This window comes from Streptosporangium canum (assembly GCF_900113865.1).
GTDB classification, from domain to species: Bacteria; Actinomycetota; Actinomycetes; order Streptosporangiales; family Streptosporangiaceae; genus Streptosporangium; species Streptosporangium canum.
Window position 1 is genome coordinate 43,421 of the sequence record NZ_FOQY01000004.1, and the last position, 26,425, is coordinate 69,845.

21 protein-coding genes and 1 pseudogene are annotated in these 26,425 nt (G+C 73.5%); 9 read left to right on the forward strand and 13 right to left on the reverse strand.

What is annotated here, in order from left to right:
• The first annotated feature begins 35 nt into the window (after nt 1-35).
• Nucleotides 36-893 (forward strand): aminotransferase class IV, encoded by an 858-nt coding sequence (locus BM085_RS06925; protein ID WP_093886184.1) that lies wholly within the window; start codon nt 36-38, stop codon nt 891-893.
• A 19-nt stretch (nt 894-912) separates the two neighbouring features.
• Nucleotides 913-3,015 carry an aminodeoxychorismate synthase component I gene (gene pabB / locus BM085_RS06930; RefSeq protein WP_093886185.1) on the forward strand — a complete coding sequence of 701 codons (2,103 nt, stop codon included), beginning with the start codon at nt 913-915 and terminating at the stop codon, nt 3,013-3,015.
• On the opposite strand, the gene BM085_RS06935 is transcribed toward pabB, so the two are convergent.
• The 5 genes from BM085_RS06935 to BM085_RS06955 form a co-directional block, all read right to left on the reverse strand.
• The gene (locus tag BM085_RS06935; protein ID WP_177244990.1) at nt 2,969-3,643 is read right to left on the reverse strand and encodes a response regulator transcription factor; all 675 of its coding nucleotides are present in this window, start codon (nt 3,641-3,643) and stop codon (nt 2,969-2,971) included. The genes pabB and BM085_RS06935 overlap by 47 nt on opposite strands.
• A gap of 159 nt (nt 3,644-3,802) precedes the next feature.
• Nucleotides 3,803-5,380 (reverse strand): ABC transporter ATP-binding protein, encoded by a 1,578-nt coding sequence (locus tag BM085_RS06940; protein WP_093886187.1) that lies wholly within the window; start codon nt 5,378-5,380, stop codon nt 3,803-3,805.
• 5 nt (nt 5,381-5,385) lie between these two features.
• Complete coding sequence (locus BM085_RS06945) at nt 5,386-6,186, reverse strand: ABC transporter permease (RefSeq protein ID WP_093886188.1); 801 nt, start codon at nt 6,184-6,186, stop codon at nt 5,386-5,388.
• Complete coding sequence (locus tag BM085_RS46740; RefSeq protein WP_093886189.1) at nt 6,183-7,307, reverse strand: ABC transporter permease; 1,125 nt, start codon at nt 7,305-7,307, stop codon at nt 6,183-6,185. The genes BM085_RS06945 and BM085_RS46740 overlap by 4 nt, the downstream gene beginning before the upstream one ends.
• A complete protein-coding gene (locus BM085_RS06955) occupies nt 7,292-8,788 on the reverse strand; it encodes an ABC transporter substrate-binding protein (protein ID WP_245789173.1) in 1,497 nt (498 codons plus the stop codon). The genes BM085_RS46740 and BM085_RS06955 overlap by 16 nt, the downstream gene beginning before the upstream one ends.
• 299 nt (nt 8,789-9,087) lie before the next feature.
• On the opposite strand from BM085_RS06955, the gene BM085_RS06960 reads away from it, so the two are divergent.
• From BM085_RS06960 to BM085_RS06975, 4 genes are read left to right on the forward strand one after another with little or no spacing between them, the layout of a single operon-like run.
• Nucleotides 9,088-10,059 carry a TauD/TfdA family dioxygenase gene (locus BM085_RS06960; protein ID WP_093886191.1) on the forward strand — a complete coding sequence of 324 codons (972 nt, stop codon included), beginning with the start codon at nt 9,088-9,090 and terminating at the stop codon, nt 10,057-10,059.
• Complete coding sequence (locus tag BM085_RS06965) at nt 10,059-11,003, forward strand: ornithine cyclodeaminase (protein WP_093886192.1); 945 nt, start codon at nt 10,059-10,061, stop codon at nt 11,001-11,003. Before BM085_RS06960 ends, BM085_RS06965 begins: the two co-directional genes overlap by 1 nt.
• A complete protein-coding gene (locus tag BM085_RS06970) occupies nt 10,994-12,292 on the forward strand; it encodes a type III PLP-dependent enzyme domain-containing protein (RefSeq protein ID WP_093886193.1) in 1,299 nt (432 codons plus the stop codon). Before BM085_RS06965 ends, BM085_RS06970 begins: the two co-directional genes overlap by 10 nt.
• A 40-nt stretch (nt 12,293-12,332) precedes the next feature.
• Nucleotides 12,333-13,361 carry a cysteine synthase family protein gene (locus BM085_RS06975; RefSeq protein ID WP_245789174.1) on the forward strand — a complete coding sequence of 343 codons (1,029 nt, stop codon included), beginning with the start codon at nt 12,333-12,335 and terminating at the stop codon, nt 13,359-13,361.
• Nucleotides 13,362-13,570: 209 nt separating this feature from the next.
• Here BM085_RS06975 and BM085_RS47340 read toward each other — a convergent pair.
• The 5 genes and pseudogenes from BM085_RS47340 to BM085_RS07000 all read right to left on the reverse strand — a co-directional run.
• Nucleotides 13,571-13,744 (reverse strand): annotated as a pseudogene (locus tag BM085_RS47340) (IS5/IS1182 family transposase); the annotation flags it as partial.
• A gap of 65 nt (nt 13,745-13,809) precedes the next feature.
• Nucleotides 13,810-14,982: a glycerophosphodiester phosphodiesterase gene (locus BM085_RS06985; protein WP_093886195.1), complete on the reverse strand. Its 1,173-nt coding sequence runs from the start codon at nt 14,980-14,982 to the stop codon at nt 13,810-13,812.
• A 362-nt stretch (nt 14,983-15,344) separates the two neighbouring features.
• Nucleotides 15,345-15,653 (reverse strand): MerR family transcriptional regulator, encoded by a 309-nt coding sequence (locus tag BM085_RS06990; protein ID WP_245789175.1) that lies wholly within the window; start codon nt 15,651-15,653, stop codon nt 15,345-15,347.
• 93 nt (nt 15,654-15,746) lie between these two features.
• Complete coding sequence (locus BM085_RS06995; protein WP_031170257.1) at nt 15,747-16,193, reverse strand: Hsp20/alpha crystallin family protein; 447 nt, start codon at nt 16,191-16,193, stop codon at nt 15,747-15,749.
• Nucleotides 16,194-16,559: 366 nt separating this feature from the next.
• Nucleotides 16,560-17,804 (reverse strand): DUF2267 domain-containing protein, encoded by a 1,245-nt coding sequence (locus BM085_RS07000; RefSeq protein WP_093886197.1) that lies wholly within the window; start codon nt 17,802-17,804, stop codon nt 16,560-16,562.
• A 144-nt stretch (nt 17,805-17,948) separates the two neighbouring features.
• On the opposite strand from BM085_RS07000, the gene BM085_RS07005 reads away from it, so the two are divergent.
• Genes BM085_RS07005 through BM085_RS07015 form a run of 3 tightly spaced genes read left to right on the forward strand, consistent with a single transcriptional unit; the run spans nt 17,949 to nt 21,567 of the window.
• Nucleotides 17,949-18,497, forward strand: coding sequence for a (2Fe-2S)-binding protein (locus BM085_RS07005; protein WP_177244991.1), 549 nt, complete (start codon nt 17,949-17,951; stop codon nt 18,495-18,497).
• Complete coding sequence (locus BM085_RS07010) at nt 18,494-19,480, forward strand: FAD binding domain-containing protein (protein ID WP_093886199.1); 987 nt, start codon at nt 18,494-18,496, stop codon at nt 19,478-19,480. The genes BM085_RS07005 and BM085_RS07010 overlap by 4 nt, the downstream gene beginning before the upstream one ends.
• Nucleotides 19,477-21,567: a xanthine dehydrogenase family protein molybdopterin-binding subunit gene (locus BM085_RS07015; RefSeq protein WP_093886200.1), complete on the forward strand. Its 2,091-nt coding sequence runs from the start codon at nt 19,477-19,479 to the stop codon at nt 21,565-21,567. The genes BM085_RS07010 and BM085_RS07015 overlap by 4 nt, the downstream gene beginning before the upstream one ends.
• A gap of 162 nt (nt 21,568-21,729) precedes the next feature.
• Here the strand turns inward: BM085_RS07015 and fdhA are convergent, their stop codons facing one another.
• The 3 genes from fdhA to selA form a co-directional block, all read right to left on the reverse strand.
• The gene (gene fdhA / locus BM085_RS07020) at nt 21,730-22,947 is read right to left on the reverse strand and encodes a formaldehyde dehydrogenase, glutathione-independent (protein ID WP_093886470.1); all 1,218 of its coding nucleotides are present in this window, start codon (nt 22,945-22,947) and stop codon (nt 21,730-21,732) included.
• A 396-nt stretch (nt 22,948-23,343) separates the two neighbouring features.
• Nucleotides 23,344-25,119 (reverse strand): selenocysteine-specific translation elongation factor, encoded by a 1,776-nt coding sequence (selB, locus tag BM085_RS07025; protein ID WP_093886201.1) that lies wholly within the window; start codon nt 25,117-25,119, stop codon nt 23,344-23,346.
• The gene (gene selA / locus BM085_RS07030; RefSeq protein ID WP_093886202.1) at nt 25,119-26,408 is read right to left on the reverse strand and encodes an L-seryl-tRNA(Sec) selenium transferase; all 1,290 of its coding nucleotides are present in this window, start codon (nt 26,406-26,408) and stop codon (nt 25,119-25,121) included. The genes selB and selA overlap by 1 nt, the downstream gene beginning before the upstream one ends.
• Nucleotides 26,409-26,425: the final 17 nt, after the last annotated feature.

Genomic DNA, 26,425 nt, shown 5'->3' on the forward strand with positions numbered 1-26,425 from the left:
CTTCCTCCCCGAGGTCTCCACACTGGAGGTATCCGATGACGACGGCCCGCCCCGACCTCGCCCCGCCGACCGGGCGCCGCCTGTCCTGGTCGCGGGAGGCGTCCTTCCTGCCCGGTCCCGGCGGGTCCGCCGAGCGCCCGGCGGTGGTCGACTCCTGGCTGGTCGCGCGGGGCCGGGTCCGCGGCCTGGCCCTGCACGAGCAGCGCTTCCAGCTCGCCTGTTCCCGGCTCGTCCCCGGCCTGCCCCGGAGCACCGTACGGCGCTTCCTCACCGACGTCCGCCGCGAGCTGCCGGACGAGGGACGCTGGTTCCCCCGGATCGAGGCCTACGGGGGGCCGTCGCCGCGGCTGGCCCTGTGGATGCGCCCGGCGCCCGGCACCGGCGACACGGTCAGCCTCTGGATCCCCCAGCGGCCCGATCCGCGCACCCGGCCCGGCGTGAAGGGGCCCGACCTGCCGGCGCTGGCCGGCCTGCGCGCCGGGGCGCGGGCGGCCGGCGCCGACGACGCGCTGCTGTACGCCGGGGACGGCACGGCGCTGGAGGCGGCCCACTCCTCGATCGTGTGGTGGCGGCGGGACACCCTCTGCGTCCCCGCCCCCGACCTGGCCGTGCTGCCCTCGGTCACCCGCGTCCTGCTGGAACAGCTCGCCTGGGCGTGGCGGTTCCGGGTCCGGGCCGAACGCTGCTCGCCTGACGAGCTCCAGCGGGTGGAGACGTGGACGCTCAACGCCCTGCACGGGATCCGGCCGGTACGCGCGTGGGTGGACTCACACGGCCGGGCCGTCGAGGCGCGCGTCTCGGGGCGGGCCGGAGAGTGGCGGCGGGCGCTCCACGCCCGCGCGCTCCTCTCCCACGCCCTGCCCGCCGGCGGGAAGTCCGCCGCCGCCCTCTGACCTACCCCAGGGAACCGCCGTGCGCACGCTGATCATCGACAACTACGACTCCTACACCTACAACCTGTTCCAGCTCATCGCGGAGACCTACGGGGTCGAGCCGGTCGTCCTGGCCAACGACGACGACAGCTGGCACCGGATGGACCTGGACCGGTTCGACGCGCTGATCATCTCCCCCGGCCCCGGGCGACCGCAGGTGGAGCGGGACATCGGGGCGTCCCTCGACGTGATCCGCGAGTCCGGGCTGCCGGTGCTGGGGGTGTGCCTGGGCCATCAGGCGCTCGGCTGGCTGTCGGGCGCCGACGTGGTGCCGGCCCCCGCCCCGATCCACGGGTACGTCGAGGAGATCCGGCACTGCGGGCGCGACCTGTTCCGCGACCTGCCGCAGGGCTTCAACGCCGTGCGCTACCACTCCCTGTGCGTGGCCACCCCCGCCCCGGACGACCTGGAGATCACGGCGTGGACCGGCGACTCCGTCGTCATGGGGCTGCGGCACCGGACGATGCCGTGGTGGGGCGTGCAGTTCCACCCCGAGTCGATCTCGACGGAGTACGGCCCGGCGCTGCTGCGCAACTTCCGCGAGCTGGCCCTGTCGGCGGGAGGGAGGGGTGGCGGCGGGACCTGCCCGGAGCACGTTCCCCGCTGGTCGCTGGAGGTGGAGCGCGTCCCCGGCGCCGCCGACGCCGAGACGGTGTTCACCGAGCTCTTCGGCGCGCAGCCGTACGCGTTCTGGCTGGACAGCAGCCGTACCGGCCGGGGGCTGGCGCGTTTCTCCTTCCTCGGCGACGCGGGCGGCCCCCACGGGGAGGTGCTGTCCTGCAGCGCCGGCTCGGGAAGCGTGCAGGTCCACGACGCCTCGGGCATCGGCACGGCGATCTACAGCTCGATCTTCGACGTGCTGGACGACCGCGTGCGCTCGCGTGCCGTACCGGCCGACCCCGCGATGCCGTTCGATCTGAACAGCGGCTACGTGGGGCACTTCGGCTACGAGCTGAAGCGCGACTGCGGCGCGGCCTCGCCCCATGTCTCCCCGCTCCCCGACGCGGTCTGGATGTCGGCCACGCGCTTCGTCGCGGTCGACCACGAGACGGAGGAGACGTGGGTGGTGGCGCTCACCGACGGCCGGCCCCGCAGCAGGACCCTGGCCGGGCGCTGGGTGTCCGAGGCCGCCGAGGTGTGCCGGCGACCGGGCGGCGCTCCCGTGGCGGAGGACGGGCCGCCGGCCGGGGAGGAGTTCGATCCGGAGCCGTGGCTGGTGCGGTCGCGCGAGGGCTACCTCGCCGACATCGAGGAGTGCCTGCGGCTGCTGCGGGCCGGGGAGAGCTACGAGATCTGCCTGACCAACGCGGCGGAGATCCCGTTCGACGGCTCGGCGCACGCGCTCTACCTGCGCCAGCGCCGCCTCAACCCCGCCCCGTACGCGGCCTACCTGCGGCTGGGCGACCACGAGGTGCTGTGCTCGTCCCCCGAGCGTTTCCTCAAGGTCGGCAGGGACGGGATCGCGGAGTCCAAACCGATCAAGGGCACCGCGCCGCGCCATCCCGAGCCGCGCAGCGACGACGCGCTCAGGGACGAGCTGGCGTCGTCGGACAAGACCCGCGCGGAGAACCTGATGATAGTCGACCTGCTCCGCAACGATCTCGGCAGGATCTGCGACATCGGCACGGTCGACGTTCCGCGGTTCATGGCCGTGGAGTCCTACACCACGGTCCACCAGCTGGTCTCCACGGTGCGCGGCCGGCTGCACGAGGACATGAGCGCCGTGCTGGCCGCGCGTGCCTGCTTCCCGGGCGGGTCGATGACCGGCGCGCCCAAGCTGCGCACGATGGAGATCATCGACAGGCTGGAGGGCAGGGCGCGGGGTGTCTACTCCGGGACGATCGGCTTCTTCGGGCTCAACGGCACCGCCGACCTCAACATCGTCATACGGACCGCGATCGCCCATTCCGGCAGGCTCACGGTCGGGGCGGGCGGCGCGATCGTGCTGGACTCCGATCCCGCCGAGGAGTACGAGGAGATGCTGCTGAAGGCCAGGGCTCCGCTGCGGGGCCTGGGCGGCCTCGCGGGGGCGCCCGTCAGCCGTGGAACGCCGGCCGCGGTTCGGGCAGCAGACCCCGGTTGAGCGCCACGGCGGTCGCGAGCGTCCTGTTGGAGCAGTTGAGCTTGGCGAGGATGTTGGCGACGTGACGCTTGGCGCCGTGCTCGGAGATGCCGAGGCGGCGGGCGATCTGCTTGTTGCTGAGCCCTTCGGCCATCAGCGAGAGGGTCTCCCGCTCCCGTGCGGTCAGCGGCGAGGAGGCGCGGTCGGCCTCGGGGCAGGGCCGCTCGGGCGGCTTCGCCGCCTCGCCGCTCTCCGCGCGCCTGACGCGGGCCAGGAGTTTGCGCGCCAGCGGGCCGGGCATCGGCATGAGGCCGCTGTCGAGGTCGGCCAGGGCGCTCTTCAGGGAGTCGCGGGTCAGGTCGTTCTCGAGCAGGAACCCGTCGGCCGGCAGCGTCACGGCCTCGACGAGGGCCCCGTCGCTCGCCGCGCGCAGCAGCAGCAGGATCCGCACGTCGTGCTCCACCGCGGTCCGCGCCAGCTTCTCGGCCAGGTGCTGCTCGCCCGGGGTGGGCAGCACCAGGACGTCCGGCCGCCGGGAGCGGAGCAGCTCCATGCCGCGGTCGAAGTCGTCGGTCGCGCAGGTCTCGTCGACCGTGGTGAGATCGTCGAGCATCGTGCACAGTCCGCAGCGGATCACTTCGTTCCCCATGGCGACCAGCACGACCCTGCCGGGGGGGTCATGTTGGTCCGAGAGGTGGTGCTGTGCGGTCATCCTCGTCCCGTCGTCGCAGTCGGCCCCCCGCCCTGAGGGCGCTTACCCGCGACGAAAGGGAGTATTCCCCTGTATCACCGGCGTTGTGGGACGTGATCACCCTCTCTGGAGTACGGCTCCCGCCCGACCCGCCCAGCTGATCCGCCCCCGGTCGATCGAGCAGGCGGTGTCGCAGTGGCGGGCGACCAGGTCGAGGTCGTGGCTGACCAGGACGACCGCCAGGCCCCGCTCCTCACGCAGCCGCATCAGCAGCTCCATCAGGGCCTGGGCGGTGGGCGCGTCCAGCGCCGAGGTGACCTCGTCGCAGACGAGCACGGCGGGATCGGCCGCGAGCGCGCGGGCGAGGGCGACCCGCTGGCGCTGCCCGCCGGACAGCTCGTGCGGCAGGCGGGTGACGGTCTCGGCGGGCAGGGCCACGTCGGCCAGGAGCCGCTCGACCCGGGAGGGGACGTCGGCGGGGTCGACGCGCCGGTGCAGGCGCATCGGCCGGGCGAGGACCGCGCCGACGGTGCGGACGGGGTTGAGGGCCCCGAGGGGATCCTGCGGCACGAGCTGGATCAGCCTGCGCTGCTCCCCGGTACGGCGGGCGAGCCGGAGCGGCAGCGGCTGCCCGTCCAGCTCGACGACGCCTTCGGCGTGCGGGTGCAGGCCGGTGATGGCCCTGGCGAGCGTGGTCTTCCCCGCCCCGGACGGCCCGATCACCGCGTGCGCGGCCCCCGCGCCCAGCTCCAGCTCGACGTCGTGCAGGATGGTCCGGCCGCGCCTGCCCGTGCGGGCGCGCAGCCGCCGCATGATGAGCGCCGGCGTCCTGCGGGCCGCCGCCCGGACCGGCCGCCCGGCCCTCGACGCCGCGCCCCCGGCGGGGGTCGGGGCGGGTGCCGGCGGCGGGACGGCGGCCGCGACCGGCGGGGGCGGCGCCATGATCGTGGGCGGAGCCGGCGCCGGGAGCGGAACCGCGGACGCGGACGGGACCGCGACCGGAGGCGGGGACGGAACCGGGGCCCGGGAGGGGATCCGGAGTTCGATCACCCGGTCGGCGATCCGCCCGACCAGGTCGCCGTCGTGGGAGGCCAGGATCACGGCCATGTCGTGGCGGTCGGCGAGCTCCCGGACGAGCAGGCCGATCTCCGCGCCCAGCGACGGGTCCAGGCCCGCGGTCGGCTCGTCGAGGAGCAGCAGGTCCGGACGGCGGGCGAGGGCGCGGGCCAGGGCCAGGCGGCGCTGCTGGCCGCCGGAGAGCTGGTGGGGGCGGCGGGCGAGCATCTCGTCGTCGGCGGGCAGGCACACGTCCGTGAGCAGCCGCCGGAGCTCTCCGGGACCGGGCCGGGCCGCGAGCTCCGCCAGCAGGTGGCGCACGCGCATGCGGGGGTTGAGCCGCGAGGCCGGGTCCTGGTCCACCAGGGCGATGTGGTGGCGGCGCAGCCGGCGCAGCCGTACCGGGTCAAGGCCCAGGACCTCGTGCTCCAGCACGCGCACCCGCCCCGCGCGGCAGGTCAGGCCGTCCGGCAGCACGCCCAGCATGCTGCGGAGCGCGGTGGACTTGCCGGCCCCCGAGGGCCCGACCAGGGCCACGACGGCGCCCCGCTCACCGCTCACCGCGGGCACGTCCACCACGACGCCGCCCGCCGGGCCGGTCAGGACCAGCTCGTCGATCCGCGCCACCGCCGGCGTCATGGAGCTCACAGCCTTGCCACCACCTGTCGTCCGCTTCTGGGTGCGAGCACCTCGGCGGCCGTCTGCACGCTCAGCGCCAGCACTCCGATGGCCAGGCTGGGGACGACGACCGCCCAGGGGTTGAGCAGGATGCCGGGCGCGTTCTCGCGGACCATCAGGGCCCAGTCGGCGGCCGGCGGCTGCGGCCCGAGCTCCAGGAAGGCCGCGGTGGTGACCACGTAGACGGCCGCCACGAAACGCAGGCCGAGCAGGATCAGCAGCGTGGCGCGGAGGTTGGGCAGCACCTCGCGCCAGACGAGCTGGGGCAGCCGCTCTCCCCCCGCGACGGCCGCCTCGACGTACCCCGACCCGGCTATGGGCGCCGCCGCCGCGCACACCACGCGGATCGCGTACGGCAGCCCGACCGCGACCGCCGCGGTGACCAGCGCGACCCGGCCGCCCCCCTGCCAGGAGAGCACCACCAGCAGCACGGCCAGCACCGCGGGCAGCAGGATCATGACGTCGGCGACCCGTTCGACGATCCGGCCGAGGGCGGGGCGCAGCGCGGCCGCCGTACCCAGCAGCGCGGCGGCGACGGTGACCAGGCAGGCCACCACGAGCGAGGTGAGCAGCAGCTCACGGCCGCCGGCCAGCACCCGGCTGAGGACGTTGCGGCCCAGCTCGTCGGCGCCCAGCGGGACGCCGGGGCCGGGGAGCGCGTAGGGGGCGGCGACCGGGGCGTCGATCGGCGACGGCGCGAGCAGCGGGCCCGCCAGCGCGATCACCGCGATCAGGCCGGCCGGCAGGAGACGGAGCGCGGTCCTCATGGGCGCCGCACCGAGGCCCAGCCCCGCACCAGGTCCGCGGCCAGCAGCACGGCGAGGATGGCCACGCTGGTCACCATCACCACTCCCGCCACCAGGGGGGTGTCCCGGTCGCGGACCGCTCCGGCGAGGACGCTGCCGACGCCCGGATAGTTGAAGATCGTCTCGACGACGACGGCTCCGCCGAGCAGCATCCCGACCGACGTCGCCGCGCCGGCGGCGATGGTGGGCAGGCTGCCGGGCAGCACGTGCCGCAGCAGCACACGCCGGGGCGGGAGCCCGTCCAGGACGGCCGCCTCGACGTGCGGCGCCGTGCACTCGTCGGCCAGCGCGGCACGCGCGACGCGGGCGTTCCACCCGATCTGCGGCACGGCGAGCGAGAGCACCGGCAGCACGAGCATGGCCGCCGAGGCGGGTCCGCCGCCGGCGGCGGTCACGGTGACGGCCGGCAGCAGATCGGCCCAGAGCGCGAAGAGCAGGACCAGGACGCTCGCGACCACGAACTCCGGCAGCGCCGCCACGACCGTCGACGTCCCCGAGATCGCGCGGTCGAGCGCCGAGGAGGGGCGCAGCGCCGCGACGACGGCCAGCGCGAGGGCGGCCACCATGGTCACGGCGAAGGCGAGGCCGCCGAGCAGCAGCGTGCCGGGGAAGTGGCGGCCGATGACCTCGGCGACCTGCTCGCCCCGGGACGTCACGCCCAGGTCGCCGGTCGGCAGGCCGGCCATCCAGCGCAGCAGGCGGTTCCAGAGGGGCTGGTCCAGCCCGAGCTCCACCCTGCGGGCGGCGACGGCGGCGGCCGACGCGCCCCGGTCCAGGCTGGAGCGGGCGGCGTCGCCGGGCAGGAACTCCATCGCCGCGAACACCGCGACGAGCAGGACGGCCAGCAGCACGGCCCGCTGGGCCAGCGCGGCCGCTCCCCGCAGGAGGAGGGAGAGCGGCCGGGACGCGGAGAACCCGGACGGGGAAGGCCCGGACGCGGAAGGCCCGGACGCGGAAGGCCCGGACGCGGAAGGCCCGGACGCGGAAGGCCCGGACGCGGAGGGCCCGGACGCGGAGGACTGCCCCGCCCGCCACGCGGGCGGGGCGGCGGGGCCGCGGGCCGCGGTCAGGCGCTCAGCCATGACCGCTCAAGCTGGACTCTGCCGTAGCCGGGCAGCTTGGGCAGGCCGCCGACCCCGGCGGCTGCCAGGTCGATGCCGTCGGCCATGCCCCACAGCAGGTAGCCCGAGCTCTCGTACTCGACGCGCTGCAGCTCGCGCAGCGCGGTCGCGCGCCCGGTGCCGCGCGTGGCTCCGACGGCCTTGCGGTAGGCCCGGTCGAACTCCTCGTCCTTCCAGGCGGCCTCGTTGTGCGCGGTCCCGGACTGCATGGTCTTGCCGGCGAAGAAGACCACCGAGTCGTTGGTGCCCCAGTAGGTGGTGTAGAGCGGGGCCTTGAGCCAGGTCCTGTCCCAGAAGACGGCCGACTCCTGCTTGACGACCTTGACGTTCACGCCGGCGTCGCGCATCTGGGTGGCGAACAGGGTGGCGGACTCGGCCAGGCCGGGGACGTCCTCGGTGGTGAACAGCTCGTAGGTGCCGCGCCTGTCGAAACCGGCCTCGTCGAGCAGCCGTCCGGCCCGCGCGAGGTCGCGGGCGCGCTGGGTGAGGCCCGTGGCGTAGGCCGGGTCCGCGGTGCCGAGGACGTCGTTGGCGACCGTGCCGTAGCCCGACAGCACCTGCCTGACCATGGCCTCCCGGTCGACCGCCAGGCGCAGCGCCAGCCGTACCCGCTCGTCGGCGAACGGGCCGTCCGCGGTGCGCATCACGATCGGCATGGCCATGTCGTGCGGGCGGCGGATCACCTGGACGCCGTCCCTGCCCTCGGCCGTGCGGGCGGCGACCGGCCCCACGTTGGAGGCCAGGTCGATCTGGCCGGTGAGCAGGGCGCTGGTCATGGCCTGGGGGGACTCGAACATGCGCACCTCGATGGCGTCGAGCGGCGGCTCGCCACCGTACCAGGCGTCGTTGCGGACCAGCCTGGCGTTGCCGTCGCGGAAGGACTCCAGGCGGAACGGCCCGGTGCCCGGCGCCCTCGTCACGTCCGTGGTGTCCTCCTTCAGCGTGAAGGTGGTCAGCCGGGCCAGCAACGGGACCTCGCTGTTGGGGTAGTCGCTGGTCAGGATCACCGCGTTCCGGCCGTCGGCCTTGATCCCGCCGGCGTCGATGCCCGGCAGCCGCGTCGCGCCGGCCGGTGTGGCGCGCAGCCGCCGCAGCGACCAGGCGACGTCGGCGCCGGTCACCGGTGTCCCGTCGTGGAAGGTCGCGCCCTCGGCGAGGGTGAAGCGCCAGCGGCGCAGGTCGTCGGACTCCCAGCGGGCGGCCAGCCGGGGGACCACGTTGGGCCGGTGGCCGGGGACCGTCAGCGGGTCGTGGGCCAGCGCGAGGATGAGGTAGTCGCTGTCGTTGACCTGGACTCCGTGCGGGTCCCGGTTGACCGCGGACGCCTTGCCGACCGCTCCCACCCGCAGGGTGCCCCCGCGCCTGGGCGGGCCGGTCGCGGGCCCGTCGCCCGCCGCGGCCCGCCGCGGTCCGGAACCGCAGGCGGCCAGGAGCAGACCCACTCCCAATCCCCCTCCGGTCGCCAGGATCCGTCTCCTTGTCAGCTCCACCTCCGGCTCCCCTCTTACGACGTCATTAAGGTTTGCCTACCCTAATTTTTGCGCCGCCTCAAGGCCGGAAATGTCCGCTTTTGAAGATATTCGCAGATCACAGGCTTATGACAGAAGAATAATATTTATGTAACTTAGGATAGCCTTGCCTTATCAACTTGGATTGGGCTAGCGTCCCCAGTGCGTCGATCGACACCCATGAACTCCGGAACCGGAACGTCATCTCTCGACGGACCAAGGCGGTAATCCAAGTGGGCCTCAACGTGACCCCTGTCCGGGAAATCAGCCCTGACACCCTCCTGGACCGAGCAAATGCCCTTATATCGACTTATAAAACGGCTTCGAACCCTGAGCTGATCCAGCAGCTCCCGCAGGCGGCCGCCGAGCTGGGCGACCTCTGCCCTCCGCCCGACCCGGCCACCGGCCTGCACGTCCTACGCGGGCTGAACGCCGACGACACCGCTCTCGGCGCGACCCCGCCGAGCTGGTCGGACGTCTCCCCCACCCGCACGGCCGAATGGGACGTCGTCCTGCTGCTGCTGGCCGGCGCCATGGGCCGGCCGTTCGGCTGGGAGGGGCAGCAGGACGGGCGCCTGGTGCACGACATCGTGCCGAGCCGCGGCCACGAGCACGAGCAGACCGGCGCGAGCAGCACCGTCACGCTCTCCGCGCACAACGAGGACGCCTTCCATCACCGGCGCGCCCACCTGATGCTGCTCGGCTGCCTGCGCAACCCCGACCGGGTCGCGACCAGCGCGGCGTCCGTGCGCCACGCCAGCCTCGAGGACGCCGACGTCGAGGCGCTGTCGGCCCCCGTCCTGCCGATCCTCCCCGACGACGCCTACGACGAGGCGCGCGACTCCCCCCTCGAACCCCCCAGGGTCCCGACCCTGTGGCACGGCGAGGACGGCCTGTGCCTGCGCTTCGACCCCGCCTACACGCCGCTGGAGCAGGCGGGCGCGGACTACCGGGCCGCCTACGGACGGCTCTGCCGCGAGCTGGACCGGGTCAAGGTCGGCGTGCGGCTCGAACCCGGCGACGTGCTCGTCATCGACAACGACGCGGTCGTGCACGGCCGTGAGCCGTTCCGCGCCCGCTACGACGGCACCGACCGCTGGCTCAAGCGGGTCAGCGTCCGCCTCCCCGGCCGCGACCGCCCCTCCGCCGAGGCCGCCGAGCACGGGTACGGCCAGCAGCCGATCGACCCTTACGAGGAGGGGTGATGCGGGTCCTGACCCGGAGCGACCTGGCCAAGATCGAGCTCGGCCCGGCCGAGGTGATCGCGGTGGTCGAGGAGGCCTACCGGGCCCTGGCCGCCGGGCTGTCGGCCAACCCGAGCAAGCTGACGCTGCAGCCCCCCGACGGGCACTCGGTCTCCTACGCCATGCTCGGCCGGGACGGCACCCGCGGAGTGGTCGCCTTCAAGACCTCCTACAGGTTCCACACCCGGCGGGAGTGCTACTACACCTCGCTGGCGCTCTACGACGACGCGTCCGGGCTGCCCCTCGCCCTGATGGACTGCGGCGGGATCGGCGCGATGCGCACCCCCGCGGCGTCGGCGCTGCTGGCGCGCGAGTGCGCCGCCCCCGGCAGCCGCACCGCCCTGGTGATCGGCACCGGCGTGCAGGGGCGGCAGGCCCTGCCGTACCTGACGGCCACGATGCCGGAGCTGGAGCGCCTCATGGTCTTCGGCACCCACGCCGACGGGCTGCGCGCCGTACGGGACTCGGTGCCCGGACGCGAGGTGGAGGAGGTCGCGGACCTGCGGTCCGCGGTGGAGCAGGCGGACGTGGTGCTGGGCGTCGCGGGCCCCTCCACCACCGCGGCGGTGCGGGCGGACTGGCTCCGGCCGGACGCGCTGTGCGTGCTGGTCGGGTACGGCCTGGCCCCCTGCACCCTGCACCGGGCCGACCGGGTGCTGGCCACCAGCGCCGCGCAGATGGCCGTGACCGGCACCGACCTGGCCGACGAGCACGGCGTGCTGCGGCCGGTGGACGCCGAGCTGCCCGACGTGCTCGCCGGTCGGGCCGAGGCGCGCTCCGGCGGCGGGCAGCGGATCTTCGCCTACAACAGCGGCCTGGTCGTCACCGACATCGCGCTCGGCCACCACTTCGCGCGGGCCGCCGAGGAGCGCGGCATGGGGCAGGTGATCGACCTGTGGCGCTGAGCCCGCGGCTGCCCGCCAAGCTGTCGGAACCGGCACGCGCCCTGCTCAAAGGGGAGGCCGGGCTGCTCCAGGAGCTCGCGTACGGCCTGCGCGGCCCGTACCACGTGCTCTTCCCCGACGCCTTCGCGGCCAACCTGACCTCCTTCCTGGACGTGCTGGACGAGACCGGCGTGACAGGGCGGGTCCACTACGCCAAGAAGGCCAACAAGGCGGCCTGCTGGGTCGAGACGTGCGCGGATCTCGGCGTGGGAGTGGACGTGGCCAGCGCGCAGGAGCTGCGGGACGCGCTGGGCCACGGGGTGCGCGGCACCCGGATCGTGGTGACGGGCCCGGCCAAGGCGGACGACCTGCTCCGCCTCGCCGTACGGCAGGGCTGCCTGATCACGGTGGACGCGCTCGACGAGCTGGAGCGGGTCGCCGAGCTGGACGGCGCGCGGATCATGTTGCGCGTCACGCCGCCTGACCAGCCGCACAGCCGGTTCGGCATGACGGAGCAGGAGCTGGAGCGGGCGCTCGCCCGGTGCGGGCCGCTGCGCCTGGAGGGGTTCGGCTGCCACCTGTCCGGTTACGCGGTGCAGCCGCGCGCCGAGATGGCCGCCCTGCTGCTGCGCTGGTGCGAGCGGGCCCGCGCTCGGGGCATCGCCGCCGGCGGCGTCGGCATCGGCGGCGGGTTCGCGGTGGACTACCTCGCGGCCGGGGACTGGCGGGAGTTCACCGACGACCCCTCGCACTTCCACGCCGGCAGGCGCTTCGACGGGTTCTACCCCTACCACTCGCCGGTGGCCGGGGCGGCGGCGCTCCGCGCAGTGCTGGCGGCCACCCCCTCCGGCGGGAGCGCGGACGTGGCCGCCCTGCTGCGCGACGCGGGAGTCACACTGATCCTCGAACCGGGCCGCGCCCTGCTCGACCAGGCGGGGTTCACGGTCTTCCGGATCCAGGGCGTCAAGGACAGGGACTACGGGATCGTCACCGTGGACGGCACCAGCCTGAGCCTGTCCGAGCAGTGGTTCGGCAGCGAGTTCCTGCCTGAGCCGATCCCCGTCCCGGCGCGGGAGGGGCCGGCGTTCGAGACCTGCGTGGGCGGGGCGAGCTGCCTGGAGTCCGACATGCTCACCTGGCGCAGGATCGTCCTGCCCGGCCGGCCGCGCCGGGGTGACCTGCTTGTCTATCCCAACACCGCCGGATACCAGATGGACTCCAACGAGTCACCGTTCCACGGGCTGCCGCTGCCGCCCAAGGTCGTGGTGAACGCCGGCGGAAGCTGGCGGCTGGACCGCCCGCCGAACTGACCGGACCAGCCGGACCAGAGGAGTGATCACACTGCGGATCGTGCGGAAAGTCACCGAGCTGATCGGGCGGACGCCACTGCTGTCCCTGTGCCAGGACCGGTCCGGCAGCCGGCTGCTGCTGAAGCTGGAACAGTTCAACCCGCTCGGCACCGCCAAGACCCGGATGGCCCTGGAGATGGTGCGCGACGCCGAGCGCCGGGGCGCGTTGCGTCCCGGCGGCCACATCATCGAGTCCACCTCGGGCAACACCGGCCTGGGGCTCGCGCTGGTGGCCGCCGAGCGCGGCTACCGCTTCACCGCCGTGGTGGACGGGCACGCCTGCCCCGACAAGCTGCGGGCGATGCGGGCGATGGGCGCGGAGCTGGTGTACGTCGACGGCGACGGCGAGCTGGCCACCGCGGCGCGCGAGGAGCTCGCGGCCCGGCTGGCCAAGGACACCGACGGCGCGGTCTTCACCGAGCAGCACAACAACCCCGGCAACGCCGAGGGATACCGGCCGCTGGCCCGGGAGCTGGCGGAGGCGCTGCCGGAGGGCGTCGACTACCTGGTCGGCGCGGTGGGCACCGGGGGGTCGCTCTGCGGGACGGGCCGGGAGCTGCGCCGTACCATGCCCCGCATGCGGATCGTCGGGGTCGAGCCGGTGGGCTCCATCGCCTTCGGCGGCCCCGGCGGCCCCTACCACCAGTCGGGCACCGGCACCCCGCCGGGCGCGCCGGTCGGGGCGCTGGTCGACTTCGACCTGATCGACGAGGGACGCAAGGTCTCCGACCGCCGGGCCTTCGGCGCCGCCCGGGCGCTGGCCCGCCGTACCGGCCTGCTGGTCGGCGGATCGGCCGGCGGGGTGGTCTACGAGGCGCTGCGCCTGATGACCGCCGTGCCGCCGCGCTCCACGGTCGTGGCCGTGCTCAACGACACGGGGGAGAAATACCTCGACACCGTCTTCGACGACGTGTGGATGGCGGGGCACGACCTGCTCGACCCCGCCGTGGAACGCGAGGTGGACACCCTGCTGACCGGCCTGTCACGGGCCCCTGACCAGGACGCGGGCCGCCGCCGGACCTTTTGGTAGGCGACCAGGGCCGGCGGGCCGACCGCGCCTGCGGCCCGCTCTGCGAGCGGCTGCTGCGGCAGGTGCGCCAGCAAAGCGATCGCATCGTCCACCACCGCGCCTCCAGCACGGCCAGGTCCAGCGCCCGCCGCTGCCGGCCTTTCAGCACTCCGGTCGCGGCGACCACCGCGCCGACCGCGGTGAAGATCCGCCGCGGCCGGCACCTGCGGCGGCATGCTGGGGCGTCCGTTCGGGGAGGGGGACAGGTCGGCGAACGCCGCAGCCGGGAACAACTCCTCGCGGTCCTCGGCCAGGAACGCGAACACGCTGCCCGCGGGGATCAACTCCCGGCGGGTGGCCCACACCTCCGGCCCGACCGGCTCCCCAGTCCATCGACCTTGTATAACACCCAGTCTGACCCCGCCACCATTTATGGCGAAGCCAGACCCCCAACATCTTCAGTGATCTTCTAGTCGCGGCCTTCCTCAGCCACTCCGTTCTCCATGGGAGACGGCTGCACCAGGCCGGGCCTGCGCGGACGGTCACGCTCGCTCCTCGCCAGCACGGCGGCGTCCGGGTAGTCGGTCACGAACGCGTCCACCCCGAGGTCGAGGTGCGCCCGGTACTCAGCCAGCGCGTCACCGTGATCGGTCGGTACCGCTCCGCGCCGCAGCCCGAGCGGCAGGTACTGGTTCTCGCTGCGGAAGGTGTACACCCCGATCTTCAACCCGGCCTTGTGCGCGTCGGCGACCAGCGTGGTCGGCGCACCCGCGGAGCCGCCCGGGTTCAGCGGGATGGCCGACGACTTGTCCGGCCCGATCCACTTGGCATACTCCGCGATCTTCGCAAGTCCCTCAGGCTTCATCATGTCGGCATACGTCGTGGGATCCCCGACCGCCTTCAGATCGTACGGCTGGCCCGTGGTCCCCAGCGCCTGCCAGAGCGGCACCCGCAGCTCCTGAGCCACCCGCTTCAGACTCGACGGCTCGAACGACTGCACCACGACCTGCCCGTCAGGCCGGTTCAGCCCGTTGCGCTTGACCGTCTCGATCAGCGGCTCCTCCAACGGCAGTCCGATGGACCTGAAGTAGGTCGGGTGCTTGGTCTCAGGGAACACGCCGACCGCCTGACCGCGCTGCCGAGACAGCCGCTTGGCCAGGTCGAGCACCTCCTGGAACGTCATCACCTGGTAGTAGCCGTTGTAGACGGTATTGCGCTGTCGGATCGCGGGCAGCCGCTCCACTGCGCGCAGCGTCTTGAGCTCGGCCAGTGTGAAGTCCTCGGTGAACCACCCGGTCACGTTCCGCCCATCGATGACCTTGGTGGTCTTGCGCGCGGCGAAATCGGGACGCAGGGACACGTCAGTGGTGCCCGAGATCTCGTTCTCGTGCCTGACGACCAGCACGTGGTCCTTGGTCGGCACCAGGTCGGGCTCGATCCAGTCGGCGCCCATGGCCACGGCCAGCTCGTAGCCGCCCGCAGTGTGCTCTGGGCGATGCGCCGCGGCGCCGCGGTGGCCGATGACGACGACCTGGCCACGATCGCCCTTGTCCGCGGCCTCCGGTTGGGGTTCGGCGGCGGCGGTGCCGGTACCCGAGACGGTGGCGACTACGGCAAGTACCAATGCAGTGATCTTTCGCACGTGAGGCTCCCTGCGGCACCAGCGCCGGAGACTCTCGCCGGCCGATCACCGCACGGCGATTATGGTAATGACCGAAATTCACCACAGCCCACACAGCAGCGAAATTTCCGATGAATTGCTGAAGTGACGGACACGCGGGACGGCGGGACAGCTGGACGGAGATGCGGGCGCTGGCCAGCGCCCGTATGTCAGGGGCCAGTGCTCGCAGGCCAACCACCCGCCGGCTCGCCTGAGTCGCGGATCCCCAGGTGGACGACGCCCCCGGGCCGACCGGCTCCCCAGTCCACTCACCTTGCATAGCACCACTGTGATCCCGCTGCCATTCGAGGCGAGGTCAGCCCCCCAACATCTTCAGTGATCTTCTAGCCCTCCCGGCGGGTGGCCCGCTCCCTGGCCAGCTCCTCCTGAAGCTCTCTGACCTGGTGCTGAAGCTCGAAGATGCGGCGGACGGCGACGAGGGTCATGCCCTCACCGACGAGCTGGATGGCGTTCTGGAGATCCCCGATCTCGTGGCGGGTGTAGCGGCGCTGGCCGCCGCCGGAACGGGCGGGCCGTACCACGTCGTGCTCATCGAGACGGCGCAGAAAGGCCTGTTCGACATGGAGCATGTCGGCCACCTGACCGACCGAGTAGAGCGGGGCGTGTTCGTCGTCGAAAGGGAGCCTGACCATCATCACTCTTTCCGCGGTGGTGTGAACGCCGCAGGGTGGGCGCCGGGGCCCGGCACCCACCCTGTCGAGGCTCGCTGTTCAGATCACGGGCGTTCAGGCCTTGATCGACTTGACCTCGTCGGCCTTGTGGATCTCGACCTTGCGAGGCTTCGCCTTCTCGATCACCGGGATGCGGACGGCCAGGACGCCGTTGGAGTAGGCGGCGTCGACCTTCTCGCTGTCGAGGTGCTCGGAGAGGTAGACCCGGCGGGTGAAGGTGCCCATCGGGCGCTCGCGCACGAACAGCCGGTCGTCCTGCCCGTGCTCCTCCTCGCGGCGGGCGCTCACGGAGAGCACCCCGCGGTCGACGGTCACCTCAATGGAGTCGGGGTCGACGCCAGGAAGGTCGAACTTGAGAAGAACGTCATCCTTGCGGCGGACGCCGTCCAGTGGCATGGCCCCGCGCGTGCCGCTCTCGTCCCATCCGAGAGCCTGCCGCGTGAGCCGGTCGAACTGACGGTCGAACTCCTGGACGAACGGGTCGATCGACGTCAGCAGCATCGGTAACCACCTCCATTGGACTAGGCAGGTATCCTCAAGCCTGCCCTCTCGAAAACCTCTTAGTAGATTTATAAGTTATCGGCAGGCGTGAACGCAAGTATCTCCTGCGAAAGTCTGCGTCCAGCCCTCTGTCGCAGCCCGGTACGGCCTGCACCCCACGGTGCCAGGCCCGCGGTCTTGAGCCGGAACCTGACCACCTTCGACTCGCCCGGCCCGGGACGCACCCGCCTGAAGCCCACCCCGACCAGAACTCGACCGCGTCCCCGGACATCGCGAAACCGCGATCTGACACAACAACAAAATCGGCGCACCGATCACTCGATCACTGATCGCCCACGACCACTGATCACTTCGGAACCACCCGTTCTAGGCCAGGACGGCGGCCAGGTCCTTCGGCACGACGGACCTGATGCCCTCCCACTCCCCCTCGTCGACGTGCTCCCGCAGGGCGTGGACGACCGTGTGGACCAGCCGCTCGACGTCACCGTCGATCTCCTCCAGGATCTTGTCCGGGAGCGTGCTCCGCACGCGGGCCATGAACTCTCCGGCGTTCATCTCGATCGGGAGGCGTCGAGGGTCCCAGGATCCGTAGTAGATGCCGCGGGTCAGCATCGGGAGCTGCGAGCCCAGGCGGGCGACCTCGTCGACGGTGAGGCGGTCACGGAGGGTGTGCAGGACCACCCTGAGCGCGCTGTAGGACCGGTTCCTGCGCCCCTTCGGCCATCCGTAGGCCTCCTCGATCGCCCTGAGGACATGGTTCGTCTTGTTCACGGTGGTGTCGAAGGTCGTGAAGCCCGTCTCGACCATGCGGCTCATCTCCTTTCCGCTGGGATCGCTCGGAAGGGGGACGGACGGAGATCGGGACCTCTCCTCCTCCCGGCGGTCACCGGGCGGGTCGCCGGCGCCTTGGGAGCCCGTACCCGGCGGGCCGCCGGCGCCATGGGAGCCCGTACCGGGCGGGCCGGCCCTCGCCGCGGCGCGGAGAAGGTCACGCACCTCCTCGTCGCCGGTCTGGGTGAAGTCCACGTAGGACTGCCCGACGGCGAAGAACGGCGCCGGCGTGCTGGCGCAGACCACCTCGTCGACCAGTGCCTCCAGCTCCCGGCAGGTGGACGCGGGTGCGGCGGGGACGGCGACGACGACCCTCGCCGGTCGCAGCCGGCCGAGGGCCTGGATGGCCGCCCGCATGCTCGCGCCGGTCGCGAGGCCGTCGTCGACCACGATCACGACCTTGCCGTCGAGCTCGATCATGGGCCTCGCGTCCCGGTAGAGCCGCTCCCTCCGCAGCAGCGCGCGCCGCTCCCGCTCGGCCGTCTTCCGGATGGTCTCCCGCGACAGGCCGCGGCTCCAGACGACGTCGTCGTTGAGCACCATCACACCGCCGTCGGCGATCGCCCCCATCGCCAGCTCCTCGTGGTACGGGACGCCGAGCTTGTGGACGAGGAAGACGTCGAGCGGGGCCGCGAGAGCCCCGGCGATCTCGTAGGCCACCGGCACGCCTCCCCTGGGCAGCCCCAGGACGACGACGCCGGGCCGGCCCCGGTAGTGCCCGAGGAGACCGGCCAGAACACGTCCGGCGTCCCGGCGATCCTGAAACAGGCGATCCGCCATGGCTACCGCCTCCCCAATTGGAGCATTCGTTTATTCCCGTTCAAGGACGGCCAAAACTAGGTCGGCCCGGGAGTTCGCAGCAGGTCAAACGTCCGTGGGCGAACCCGGGGAAACGCCAGACAGAGGAGCGGGTAGGGAAGCGCCATGAATGGCGAAGCCGATACGACACGATGGGATGCCTCGACTCCGGTCACGGTGGATCTCCGGCTGTCGGTCAACCGCGACGAGTATCCGATCACGGTGGACACCCGGGAGACACTCCTCGACACCCTGCGCGAGCGACTCGACCTGACCGGGGCGAAGAAGGGCTGCGACCACGGGCAGTGCGGGGCCTGCACGGTGCTGGTGGACGGACGCCGGGTGAAGTCCTGCCTGACGCTGACGGTGACCCTCGACGACCGGGAGATCACCACGGTGGAGGGACTGGCCGACGGCGACGCCCCGCATCCGCTGCAGACGGCGTTCGTCGACCACGACGCCTTCCAGTGCGGATACTGCACTCCGGGGCAGCTCTGCTCGGCGGTCGGGATGCTGGCCGAGGCCGCGGCGGGATGGCCGAGCGTGGTCACCCCGGACATGAGCGCCGCGCCGCGTCTCGACGACGACGAGATCCGCGAGCGGATGAGCGGCAACCTCTGCCGCTGCGGCGCCTACGTCAACATCGTCGCGGCGATCGGGGAGGTGGCGCGGTGAGGCCCTTCGCCTACCGGCGGGCCACCGACGCGCGGGCGGCGGTGGCCGCGCTGAGCGAGCAGCCCAACGCCATGTACCTGGGCGGCGGCACGAACCTGGTGGACCTGATGCGGCTGGGCGTCATCGCGCCCGAGGCCCTGGTGGACGTCACCCGGGTCGCCTCCGACACGGTCGAGGAGACCGCCGGCGGCGGCCTGCTGATCGGCGCGGGCGTCCGCAACAGCGACCTGGCCGCGCACCCGGTCGTGCGGCGGCGCTACCCGATGCTCGCCCAGGCGGTGCTGTCGGGGGCCTCGGGCCAGATCCGCAACATGGCCACGGTCGGCGGCAACCTGCTGCAGCGCACCCGCTGCTCCTACTTCCAGGACGTCTCCAAGCCGTGCAACAAGCGGCAGCCCGGCTCGGGCTGCCCGGCCGTCGAGGGCGACCACCGCAACCTGGCGATCATCGGCCACTCCGCCGCCTGCGTGGCCACCCACCCCTCGGACATGGCGGTGGCGCTGGCGGCGCTCGGCACGAGCGTGCACGTGGAGGGGCGGCACGGGGCACGCCAGGTGACGATGCCCGGCCTGCACCGGCTGCCCGGCGGCGAACCGGACCGTGACACCGTGCTGGACCCGGGCGACCTGATCACCGCGGTGGAGCTGCCGGCGCTGCCGTTCGCGGCCCGGTCCCGATACCGCAAGGTCAGGGACCGGGCCTCGTTCGCGTTCGCGGTGGTGTCGGTGGCGGCGGCGCTGGACGTGGCCGGCGGCGTGGTCCGGGACTGCCGGATCGCCTTCGGCGGGCTCGCGCACGTGCCCTGGCGGGCGGAGCTCGCCGAGGAGGCGCTGCGCGGCTCTCCCGCCACCGAGGCCGAGTTCGCCCGGGCGGCGGACGCCGAACTGGCCCGGGCGCGCCCGCTGCCGGAGAACGGGTTCAAGGTGCCGCTCACCCGGAACGTGCTGGTCCGTACCCTCACCGAGCTCGCGGAGACGCCATGACCACCACGACCCCCTCGTCCGTCGGCTCGGGTCTCGACCGGGTCGAGGGCCTCGACAAGGTCACCGGCCGCGCCCGGTACGCCTTCGAGTACTCTCCGCGGGACCTGGCCTACGCGGTGCCGGTGCAGGCCGCCGTCGCCCGGGGCGAGATCCGCGCCGTCGACGTCGACGCCGTGCTCAAGTACCCCGGCGTGATCGCCGCGATCTGGTACGGCAACGCCCCCCGGCTGGCCTCCGACGACGGCGGCGAGCTGGCCGTGCTCCAGTCTCCCCGGGTGGCCTACCGCGGCCAGTACATCGGTGTCGTGGTGGCCGAGACGCTCCAGGACGCCAGGGAGGCGGCCGGGCTGGTGCGGGTGGAGTACGCCGCCGAACGGCACGACGTCGAGCTGCGTGCCGACCACCCGGGGCTGTACCGGCCCGAGGTCGTCAACCCGGACTTCCCCGCCGACGTCGAGCAGGGGGACCCGGACGCCGCCCTCGCCGCGGCCCCGATCGTGGTGGACGCCGTCTACAGCACCCCGGCCGAGCACAACAATCCGATGGAGCCGCACGCGACGGTCGCCGCGTGGGACGGCGACGGGCTGACGCTGCACGACTCCAACCAGGGGGCGTCAGCGGTCCGCGACACCGTCGCGGCGCTGTTCGGCATGCCGCCGGCGAACGTCCGGGTGATCTCCCCGCACGTGGGCGGCGGCTTCGGGTCCAAGGGCCTCCCGCACCCGCACGTGGTGCTCGCGGCGCTCGCCGCCAAGCAGGTCGGGCGTCCGGTCAAGCTCGCGGTGACCCGGCAGCAGATGTTCGCGGTGACCGGCTACCGCACCCCGACGATCCAGCGGGTACGGCTCGGCGCCGACGCCGGCGGGCGGCTGACCGCGATCGTGCACGAGGCGTTCGAGCAGAGCTCCACGATCAAGGAGTTCGCCGAGCAGACCACCGTGCCCACGCGGATGATGTACGCCGCGCCCGACCGGCGCACCACCCATCGGCTGGTCCGGCTCGACGTCCCCACCCCGAGCTGGATGCGGGCGCCCGGCGAGACCCCGGGCATGTTCGCGCTGGAGTCGGCGATGGACGAGCTGGCGATCGCCTGCCGGCTCGACCCGGTGGAGCTGCGGATCCGCAACGAGCCGGAGACCGATCCGGAGAGCGGCCTGCCGTTCAGCTCCCGCAACCTGGTGGCCTGCCTGCGCGAGGGGGCGCGGCGCTTCGGGTGGGCCGGGCGCGATCCCGCGCCGGGGGTCAGGCGCCGGGGAAGGCTGCTGGTCGGGACCGGGGTGGCGGCGTCCACCTATCCGGTCTACCGGCGCCCGTCCCGGGCGAGCGTCCGCGCCGAGCCGGACGGCCGGTTCACCGTACGGATCGCCGCCGCCGACATCGGGACCGGCGCCCGGACGGTGCTCACCCAGATCGCCGCCGACGCGCTGCGCGCCCCGGTGGACCGGGTCCGGGTGGAGATCGGCGACAGCGCGCTGCCCACCGCCTCGCTGGCCGGCGGATCGATGGGGACCGCCTCGTGGGGCACGGCCGTGGTGCGGGCCTGTGAGGCGCTGCTGGAGGAGCTCGACCGGCGGGGCGGGGACCTGCCCGCCGGCGGCGTCGAGGCGGATGCCGACACCAGCGAGGAGATCAGGGGGCAGCGGCGGTTCGCGCGGCACGCCTTCGGCGCCCAGTTCGCCGAGGTGGGGGTGGACGTCGACACCGGGGAGACACGGGCGCTCCGGCTGCTCGGGGTGTTCGCCGCGGGCCGGATCGTCAACCCGAAGACGGCCCGCTCGCAGTTCGTCGGCGGCATGACGATGGGATTGTCGATGGCCCTGCTGGAGGAGAGCGTCATGGACCGCGAGTTCGGCGACTACCTCAACCACGACCTCGCCCAGTACCACGTCGCGGCCTGCGCGGACGTGCGCGACATCGAGGCGCTCTGGGTGGAGGAGGACGACCCGCACCTCAACCCGATGGGCTCCAAGGGCATCGGCGAGATCGGCATCGTCGGCACCGCCGCGGCGATCGCCAACGCGGTCCACCACGCCACCGGCGTCCGGATCCGCGACCTGCCGATCCGCCTCGACAAGCTGGTGAGGTAGGGCCGCGGCGCCCGGAGAGCCGGCTCCGGCGCCGCGCCCTCCGGTGAAGACCTCGGCGCCATCCCGGTGCGGGGGCCACGCCGCCCCCGTGCGGAGTCCGGGCGCCGCCCCGCGCCCCCGTGGAGGGGGCGCGGGACACGCCCTCGCGAGGAGGGACGCCGGCTACGAGACCAGCACGCCGTTCGGGTCCAGCACGTACTTGCGCGCGGCGCCCTTGTCGAAGTCCTCGTAGCCCCGGGGCGCCTGGTCGAGCGGGATCGGTGTGGCGTTGACCGCCTTGGCGATCTGCACCCGGTCGTTCAGGATCGCCATCATCAGCTGGCGGTTGTACCTCATGACGGGGCACTGGCCGGTGGTGAAGGCGAGCGACTTGGCCCAGCCGAGGCCGAGCCGGATGGACAGGGATCCCTGCTTGGCCGCCTCGTCCGCGGCTCCCGGATCACCGGTGACGTACAGCCCGGGGATGCCGAGCGCGCCACCCGCGCGGGTGGTGTCCATGAGCGAGTTGAGCACGGTGGCGGGGTGCTCGGTGCCCGCCTCGGCGCCGTGGCCGCGGGCCTCGAATCCGACGGCGTCGACGCCGCAGTCCACCTCGGGCTCGCCGAGGATCTGCTCGATCTGGTCCCTCGGCTCCCCCTGGGACACGTCGATGGTCTCGCAGCCGAAGCTGCGGGCCTGGGCGAGACGGTCCTTGTTCAGGTCGCCGATGATGACCACGGCGGCGCCGAGCAGGAACGCCGAGACCCCGGCGGCGAGCCCGACGGGACCGGCGCCCGCGATGTAGACGGTCGATCCCGGCTTCACCCCGGCGGTGACGCAGCCGTGGAAGCCGGTCGGGAAGATGTCCGAGAGCATCGCCAGGTCGAGGATCTTCTCCATCGCCTGGTCCTTGTCCGGGAACTTCAGCAGGTTCCAGTCGGCGTAGGGGACGAGCACGTAGTTGGCCTGCCCGCCGGGCCAGCCGCCCATGTCGACGTAGCCGTAGGCCGAACCGGGCCGGTCCGGGTTGACGTTCTCGCAGACCCCGGTCTTGCCCTCCTTGCAGTTGCGGCAGCGGCCGCAGGCGATGTTGAAGGGGACGGAGACGAGATCGCCGTTCTTGACGAACTCCACGTCGGGGCCGGTCTCGACGACCTCGCCGGTGATCTCGTGGCCGAGGATGAGTCCCGGCGGCGCGGTGGTGCGGCCACGGACCATGTGCTGGTCGCTGCCGCAGATGTTCGTCGCGACGGTCTTGATGATCGCACCGTGGCGGACCTTGCGTCCCACGTTGGCCGGGTTGACCCCCGGGCCGTCCTTGAGCTCGAACCCGGGGTAGTCGATGGTCTGCACCTCTACCTTGCCCGGCCCCTGGTAGGTGACGCCCTTGTTATCCGTCATGACGTTTCCTTCCTCGACGGAGGCGCCGACGGACCAGCCGTCTTCCGCGAAGAGGTCGACGACGACCGGGCCGGGACCGAAGATGACGAGCGGATATCGGCCCGACGACTTCCCCGAGTGGTCTCCCCGGCAGGCAGCCGACCACCGCAACCCCCGGTAGCGATGGTTCTTTTCCCAGCTAGAGGTACATACCCTCCGGCTAATGCGGTAACCGGACGGTCCGCATGTCCGGTCCGGCCGGAGCCTGGAACGGCCGGCGGGGCGAACCCGCCGGCCCCCGGGATCCCGGGGGCGTACGGCCCGCCCCGGCGGCGGCGTTCACAGGCCTCGCCGGGCCTGCGGCCCGGCCCGGCGACGTTCGGCCCGCCGGGGGCCTGTGGCCGGCATCGGCGGCGTTCAGACCCCGCCGGGGGGCTGTGGCCGGCATCGGCGGTGGACCTCGTCCACCCGTTCGGTGAGCCCGCCGCGATCGAGCAGCTCCAGCAGCGGCACCGCGACCCTGCGGCTGGTGTCCAGCGCCTGCCTGGCCTGGCTGACCGTGAACGGCTGCGGCAGCCGGGCGAGCAGCTCCGCCGCCCGCGCCTGCGCGCCCGGCGGCAGCACGATCCCGTCGGCCACCCGGAGGAGGACGCCGGCCCGTACGGCCGCCGCCAGCTCCCTGGGCCCCAGCCCGAGCTCGGCCAGCCGTCCGGCCTCCGGTGCCCGGAAGGGATGCGCGGACAGCTCCGCGCGGAGCCGCCCGACCGCCCGGGCCACCGGCGCGGGCAGGTCCGCAGGGCCGCTCACGATCCGCCCGTCGGCGACGGCGAACGGTGGCCGTACCAGCGCCGCGACCAGCCGCCGGTCGGGCAGGCCGAGCGCGTGGCGGGCCGCCTCGACCGGCATGCCCGGCTCCAGCGGATGCTCCGCGGCGTGCCGGCGCACCGCCTCGGCGAGCCGTTCCCCCAGCTCCGACCAGTACGCCGGGTCGGCGTGCCAGTCACCGCACACCGGCCGCCCCGTGGGGACGCACCCCATGGCCAGCAGATCACCCGCGCGCAGCAGCGGGTGGTCGCGCAGCAGGGAGCCCGCGTCCGGCCGGGCCGCGGCCAGCCGGTCCGCGCGCTCCCGCGCCGCGCCCCGGCGGCGCAGCGCGGGCGGGCGGACGTCGAGCACGCTCGCCCCGGCGAGGACCCGCACCTCCGAACGGTCCCGGCCGGGGTCGCGCAGCAGCAGCACATCGCCCAGGTGCAGCGGGAGCGCCCTGGCCAGGCGGAGCCGTACGATCGGCCCGCCGAGCGGCCGCACCTCGCACACCACCGCCGCCGACCCGATGTGCGCGGTCAGCCGCGGGGGCAGGCCGGTCCCGTCCCGCGCCGCCCCGACCGGGGAGAGCCGCACGTCGACCAGGTCGGCGCAGGTCCATCCCCCCGGCGTGACCAGCGCCTGACCCCGTTCCGGAACGCCGTGCCCGCGCAGGTTGACCGCCACGCGCGCCACGCCGGTCACCGAGGTCAGCGGCTCGTTCAGGCACTGCAGCCCGCGGACCCGCACCGGTCCGGCGGGAAGCGACAGCTCGTCCCCGACCGCGATCGTGCCCTCGGGCAGGGTCCCGGTCACGACCGTGCCGCTGCCGCGCACGCTGAACACCCGGTCGATCCAGAGCCGCACCGGCGCCTCCGGGCCGGGCACGGGCAGCGCGGCCACCAGCCGGTCCAGGGCCTCCCGCAGCTCGCCGAGGCCCTGTCCGGTGCGCCCGCTCACCGCCCGCGCCTCGGCCGCGCCCAGGCCGCTCGCGGCCATGCGGGCCCGCGCCCGCCCGATCACCGGCTCGGGGTCGGCCAGGTCGGCGCGGGTCACCGCGAGCAGGGCGTGCCGTACTCCGAGGGCCTCCAGCGCGACCAGGTGCTCCTCGGACTGCGGCATCCAGCCCTCGTCGGCCGCCACCACGAACATCACGGCGGGCGCCGGGCCCACCCCGGCCAGCATCGTGCCGAGGAACCGCTCGTGCCCGGGAACGTCGACGAATGCCAGCCGCTCCCCCGAGGGCAGCGTCGTCCAGGCGTAGCCGAGCTCGATCGTCAGCCCCCGCCGCCGCTCCTCCGCCAGCCGGTCGGGCTCCATCCCGGTGAGGGCCCGCACCAGCGTGGACTTGCCGTGGTCGACGTGGCCCGCCGTGGCGACGACGTGCATCAGCCGTCCGCCCCCAGGACCGCCCGGACCACGTCGTCGTCCCGGCCCGGCGGGAGGGTCCGCAGGTCGAGCAGGAGCCGCCCGCCCTCCACCCGGCCGACGACCGGGGGCTCGCCGGTCCGCAGCGGCACGGCGAACCGCTCGGGCAGGCTCACCGCGGCGCTGCGCAGCGTCACGCCGGGCGCTCCCCCGCCGCCCACGGTCGCCTCGCTCGGCAGGGCCCTCGCGTCGATCCCGGCCTCGGCCAGCCTGCCGGCGAGGGCGCCGGCGCGCTCGCCCAGCGCTACGGGATCGGCGTGCAACGCCTCGTGGACGGGCGTGGCCGGCCCGCGCAGGGTGGCCTCCAGCGCGGCCAGCGTCAGCTTGTCCACCCGCAGGGCGCGGGCGAGCGGGTGCCGCCTGCACCGTTCGACCAGATCGCGGCGGCCGAGCAGCAGGCCCGCCTGCGGCCCGCCGAGCAGCTTGTCGCCACTGGCGGTGACCAGGTCGGCACCGGCCCTGAGCACGCCCGCCGCGTCGGGCTCCCCGGGCAGCAGCGGCTCCCTGGCGAGCAGGCCGGAGCCGATGTCGGCCACGACGGGCACGCCCAGGTCCGAGAGCGCCGCCACCTCGACCGAGCCGGTGAAGCCCTCGATCCGGAAGTTGGACGGGTGCACCTTGAGCACGAACCCGGTCTGCGGCCCCACGGCCGCCGCGTAGTCCGCGTAGGAGGTGCGGTTGGTGGTGCCCACCTCGCACAGTCGCGCGCCGGTGGAGACGAGCAGGTCGGGGATGCGGAATCCGTCCCCGATCTCCACCAGCTCGCCCCGGCTGATCACGATCTCCCGCCCGGCGGCCAGGACGGTGGCCACCAGCACGAGCGCGGCGGCGTTGTTGTTGACCACGTGCACGTCCTCGGCGGCCGGCACGGCCCGCGCGAGCGCGTCCAGCGTGGCCCGCCCGCGACGGGCGCGGGCCCCGGTGGCCAGGTCGAACTCCACGTCGGAGGAACCGGCGGCGGCCGCCGCCGCCGCGACGGCGGCCGGCGACAGGGGCGCCCGGCCGAGATTGGTGTGGAGCAGCACGCCGGTCATGTTGATCACCGGCCGCATGCGCGTGGCATACGGCGGAAGCGCCGCCACGGCCGCGTCCACGACCTCCTCGGGGGCGATCTCGCCCTGCCGTACCCGCCGCTGGGCCTGCGCCACCGCCTCCTTGACGACCGCTCGCCCCAGCCTGCCCTCCGTCGCGACCAGCCGGGGATCGGCGAGCACGAGGTCGGTGCGCGGCACGCGCCTGCGTGAGTCCATGGTTCGAAAATAGAACG

Coding starts and splice junctions, on each gene's coding strand:
- BM085_RS06925 (WP_093886184.1), top strand. CDS start 36: ATGACGACGGCCCGCCCCGACCTCGCCCCGCCGACCGGGCGCCGCCTG.
- BM085_RS06935 (WP_177244990.1), bottom strand. CDS start 3,643: ATGGGGAACGAAGTGATCCGCTGCGGACTGTGCACGATGCTCGACGAT.
- BM085_RS06940 (WP_093886187.1), bottom strand. CDS start 5,380: ATGACGCCGGCGGTGGCGCGGATCGACGAGCTGGTCCTGACCGGCCCG.
- BM085_RS06945 (WP_093886188.1), bottom strand. CDS start 6,186: ATGAGGACCGCGCTCCGTCTCCTGCCGGCCGGCCTGATCGCGGTGATC.
- BM085_RS46740 (WP_093886189.1), bottom strand. CDS start 7,307: ATGGCTGAGCGCCTGACCGCGGCCCGCGGCCCCGCCGCCCCGCCCGCG.
- BM085_RS06965 (WP_093886192.1), top strand. CDS start 10,059: ATGCGGGTCCTGACCCGGAGCGACCTGGCCAAGATCGAGCTCGGCCCG.
- BM085_RS06990 (WP_245789175.1), bottom strand. CDS start 15,653: ATGGTCAGGCTCCCTTTCGACGACGAACACGCCCCGCTCTACTCGGTC.
- BM085_RS06995 (WP_031170257.1), bottom strand. CDS start 16,193: ATGCTGCTGACGTCGATCGACCCGTTCGTCCAGGAGTTCGACCGTCAG.
- BM085_RS07000 (WP_093886197.1), bottom strand. CDS start 17,804: ATGGCGGATCGCCTGTTTCAGGATCGCCGGGACGCCGGACGTGTTCTG.
- BM085_RS07005 (WP_177244991.1), top strand. CDS start 17,949: ATGAATGGCGAAGCCGATACGACACGATGGGATGCCTCGACTCCGGTC.
- BM085_RS07015 (WP_093886200.1), top strand. CDS start 19,477: ATGACCACCACGACCCCCTCGTCCGTCGGCTCGGGTCTCGACCGGGTC.
- fdhA (WP_093886470.1), bottom strand. CDS start 22,947: ATGACGGATAACAAGGGCGTCACCTACCAGGGGCCGGGCAAGGTAGAG.
- selB (WP_093886201.1), bottom strand. CDS start 25,119: ATGCACGTCGTCGCCACGGCGGGCCACGTCGACCACGGCAAGTCCACG.
- selA (WP_093886202.1), bottom strand. CDS start 26,408: ATGGACTCACGCAGGCGCGTGCCGCGCACCGACCTCGTGCTCGCCGAT.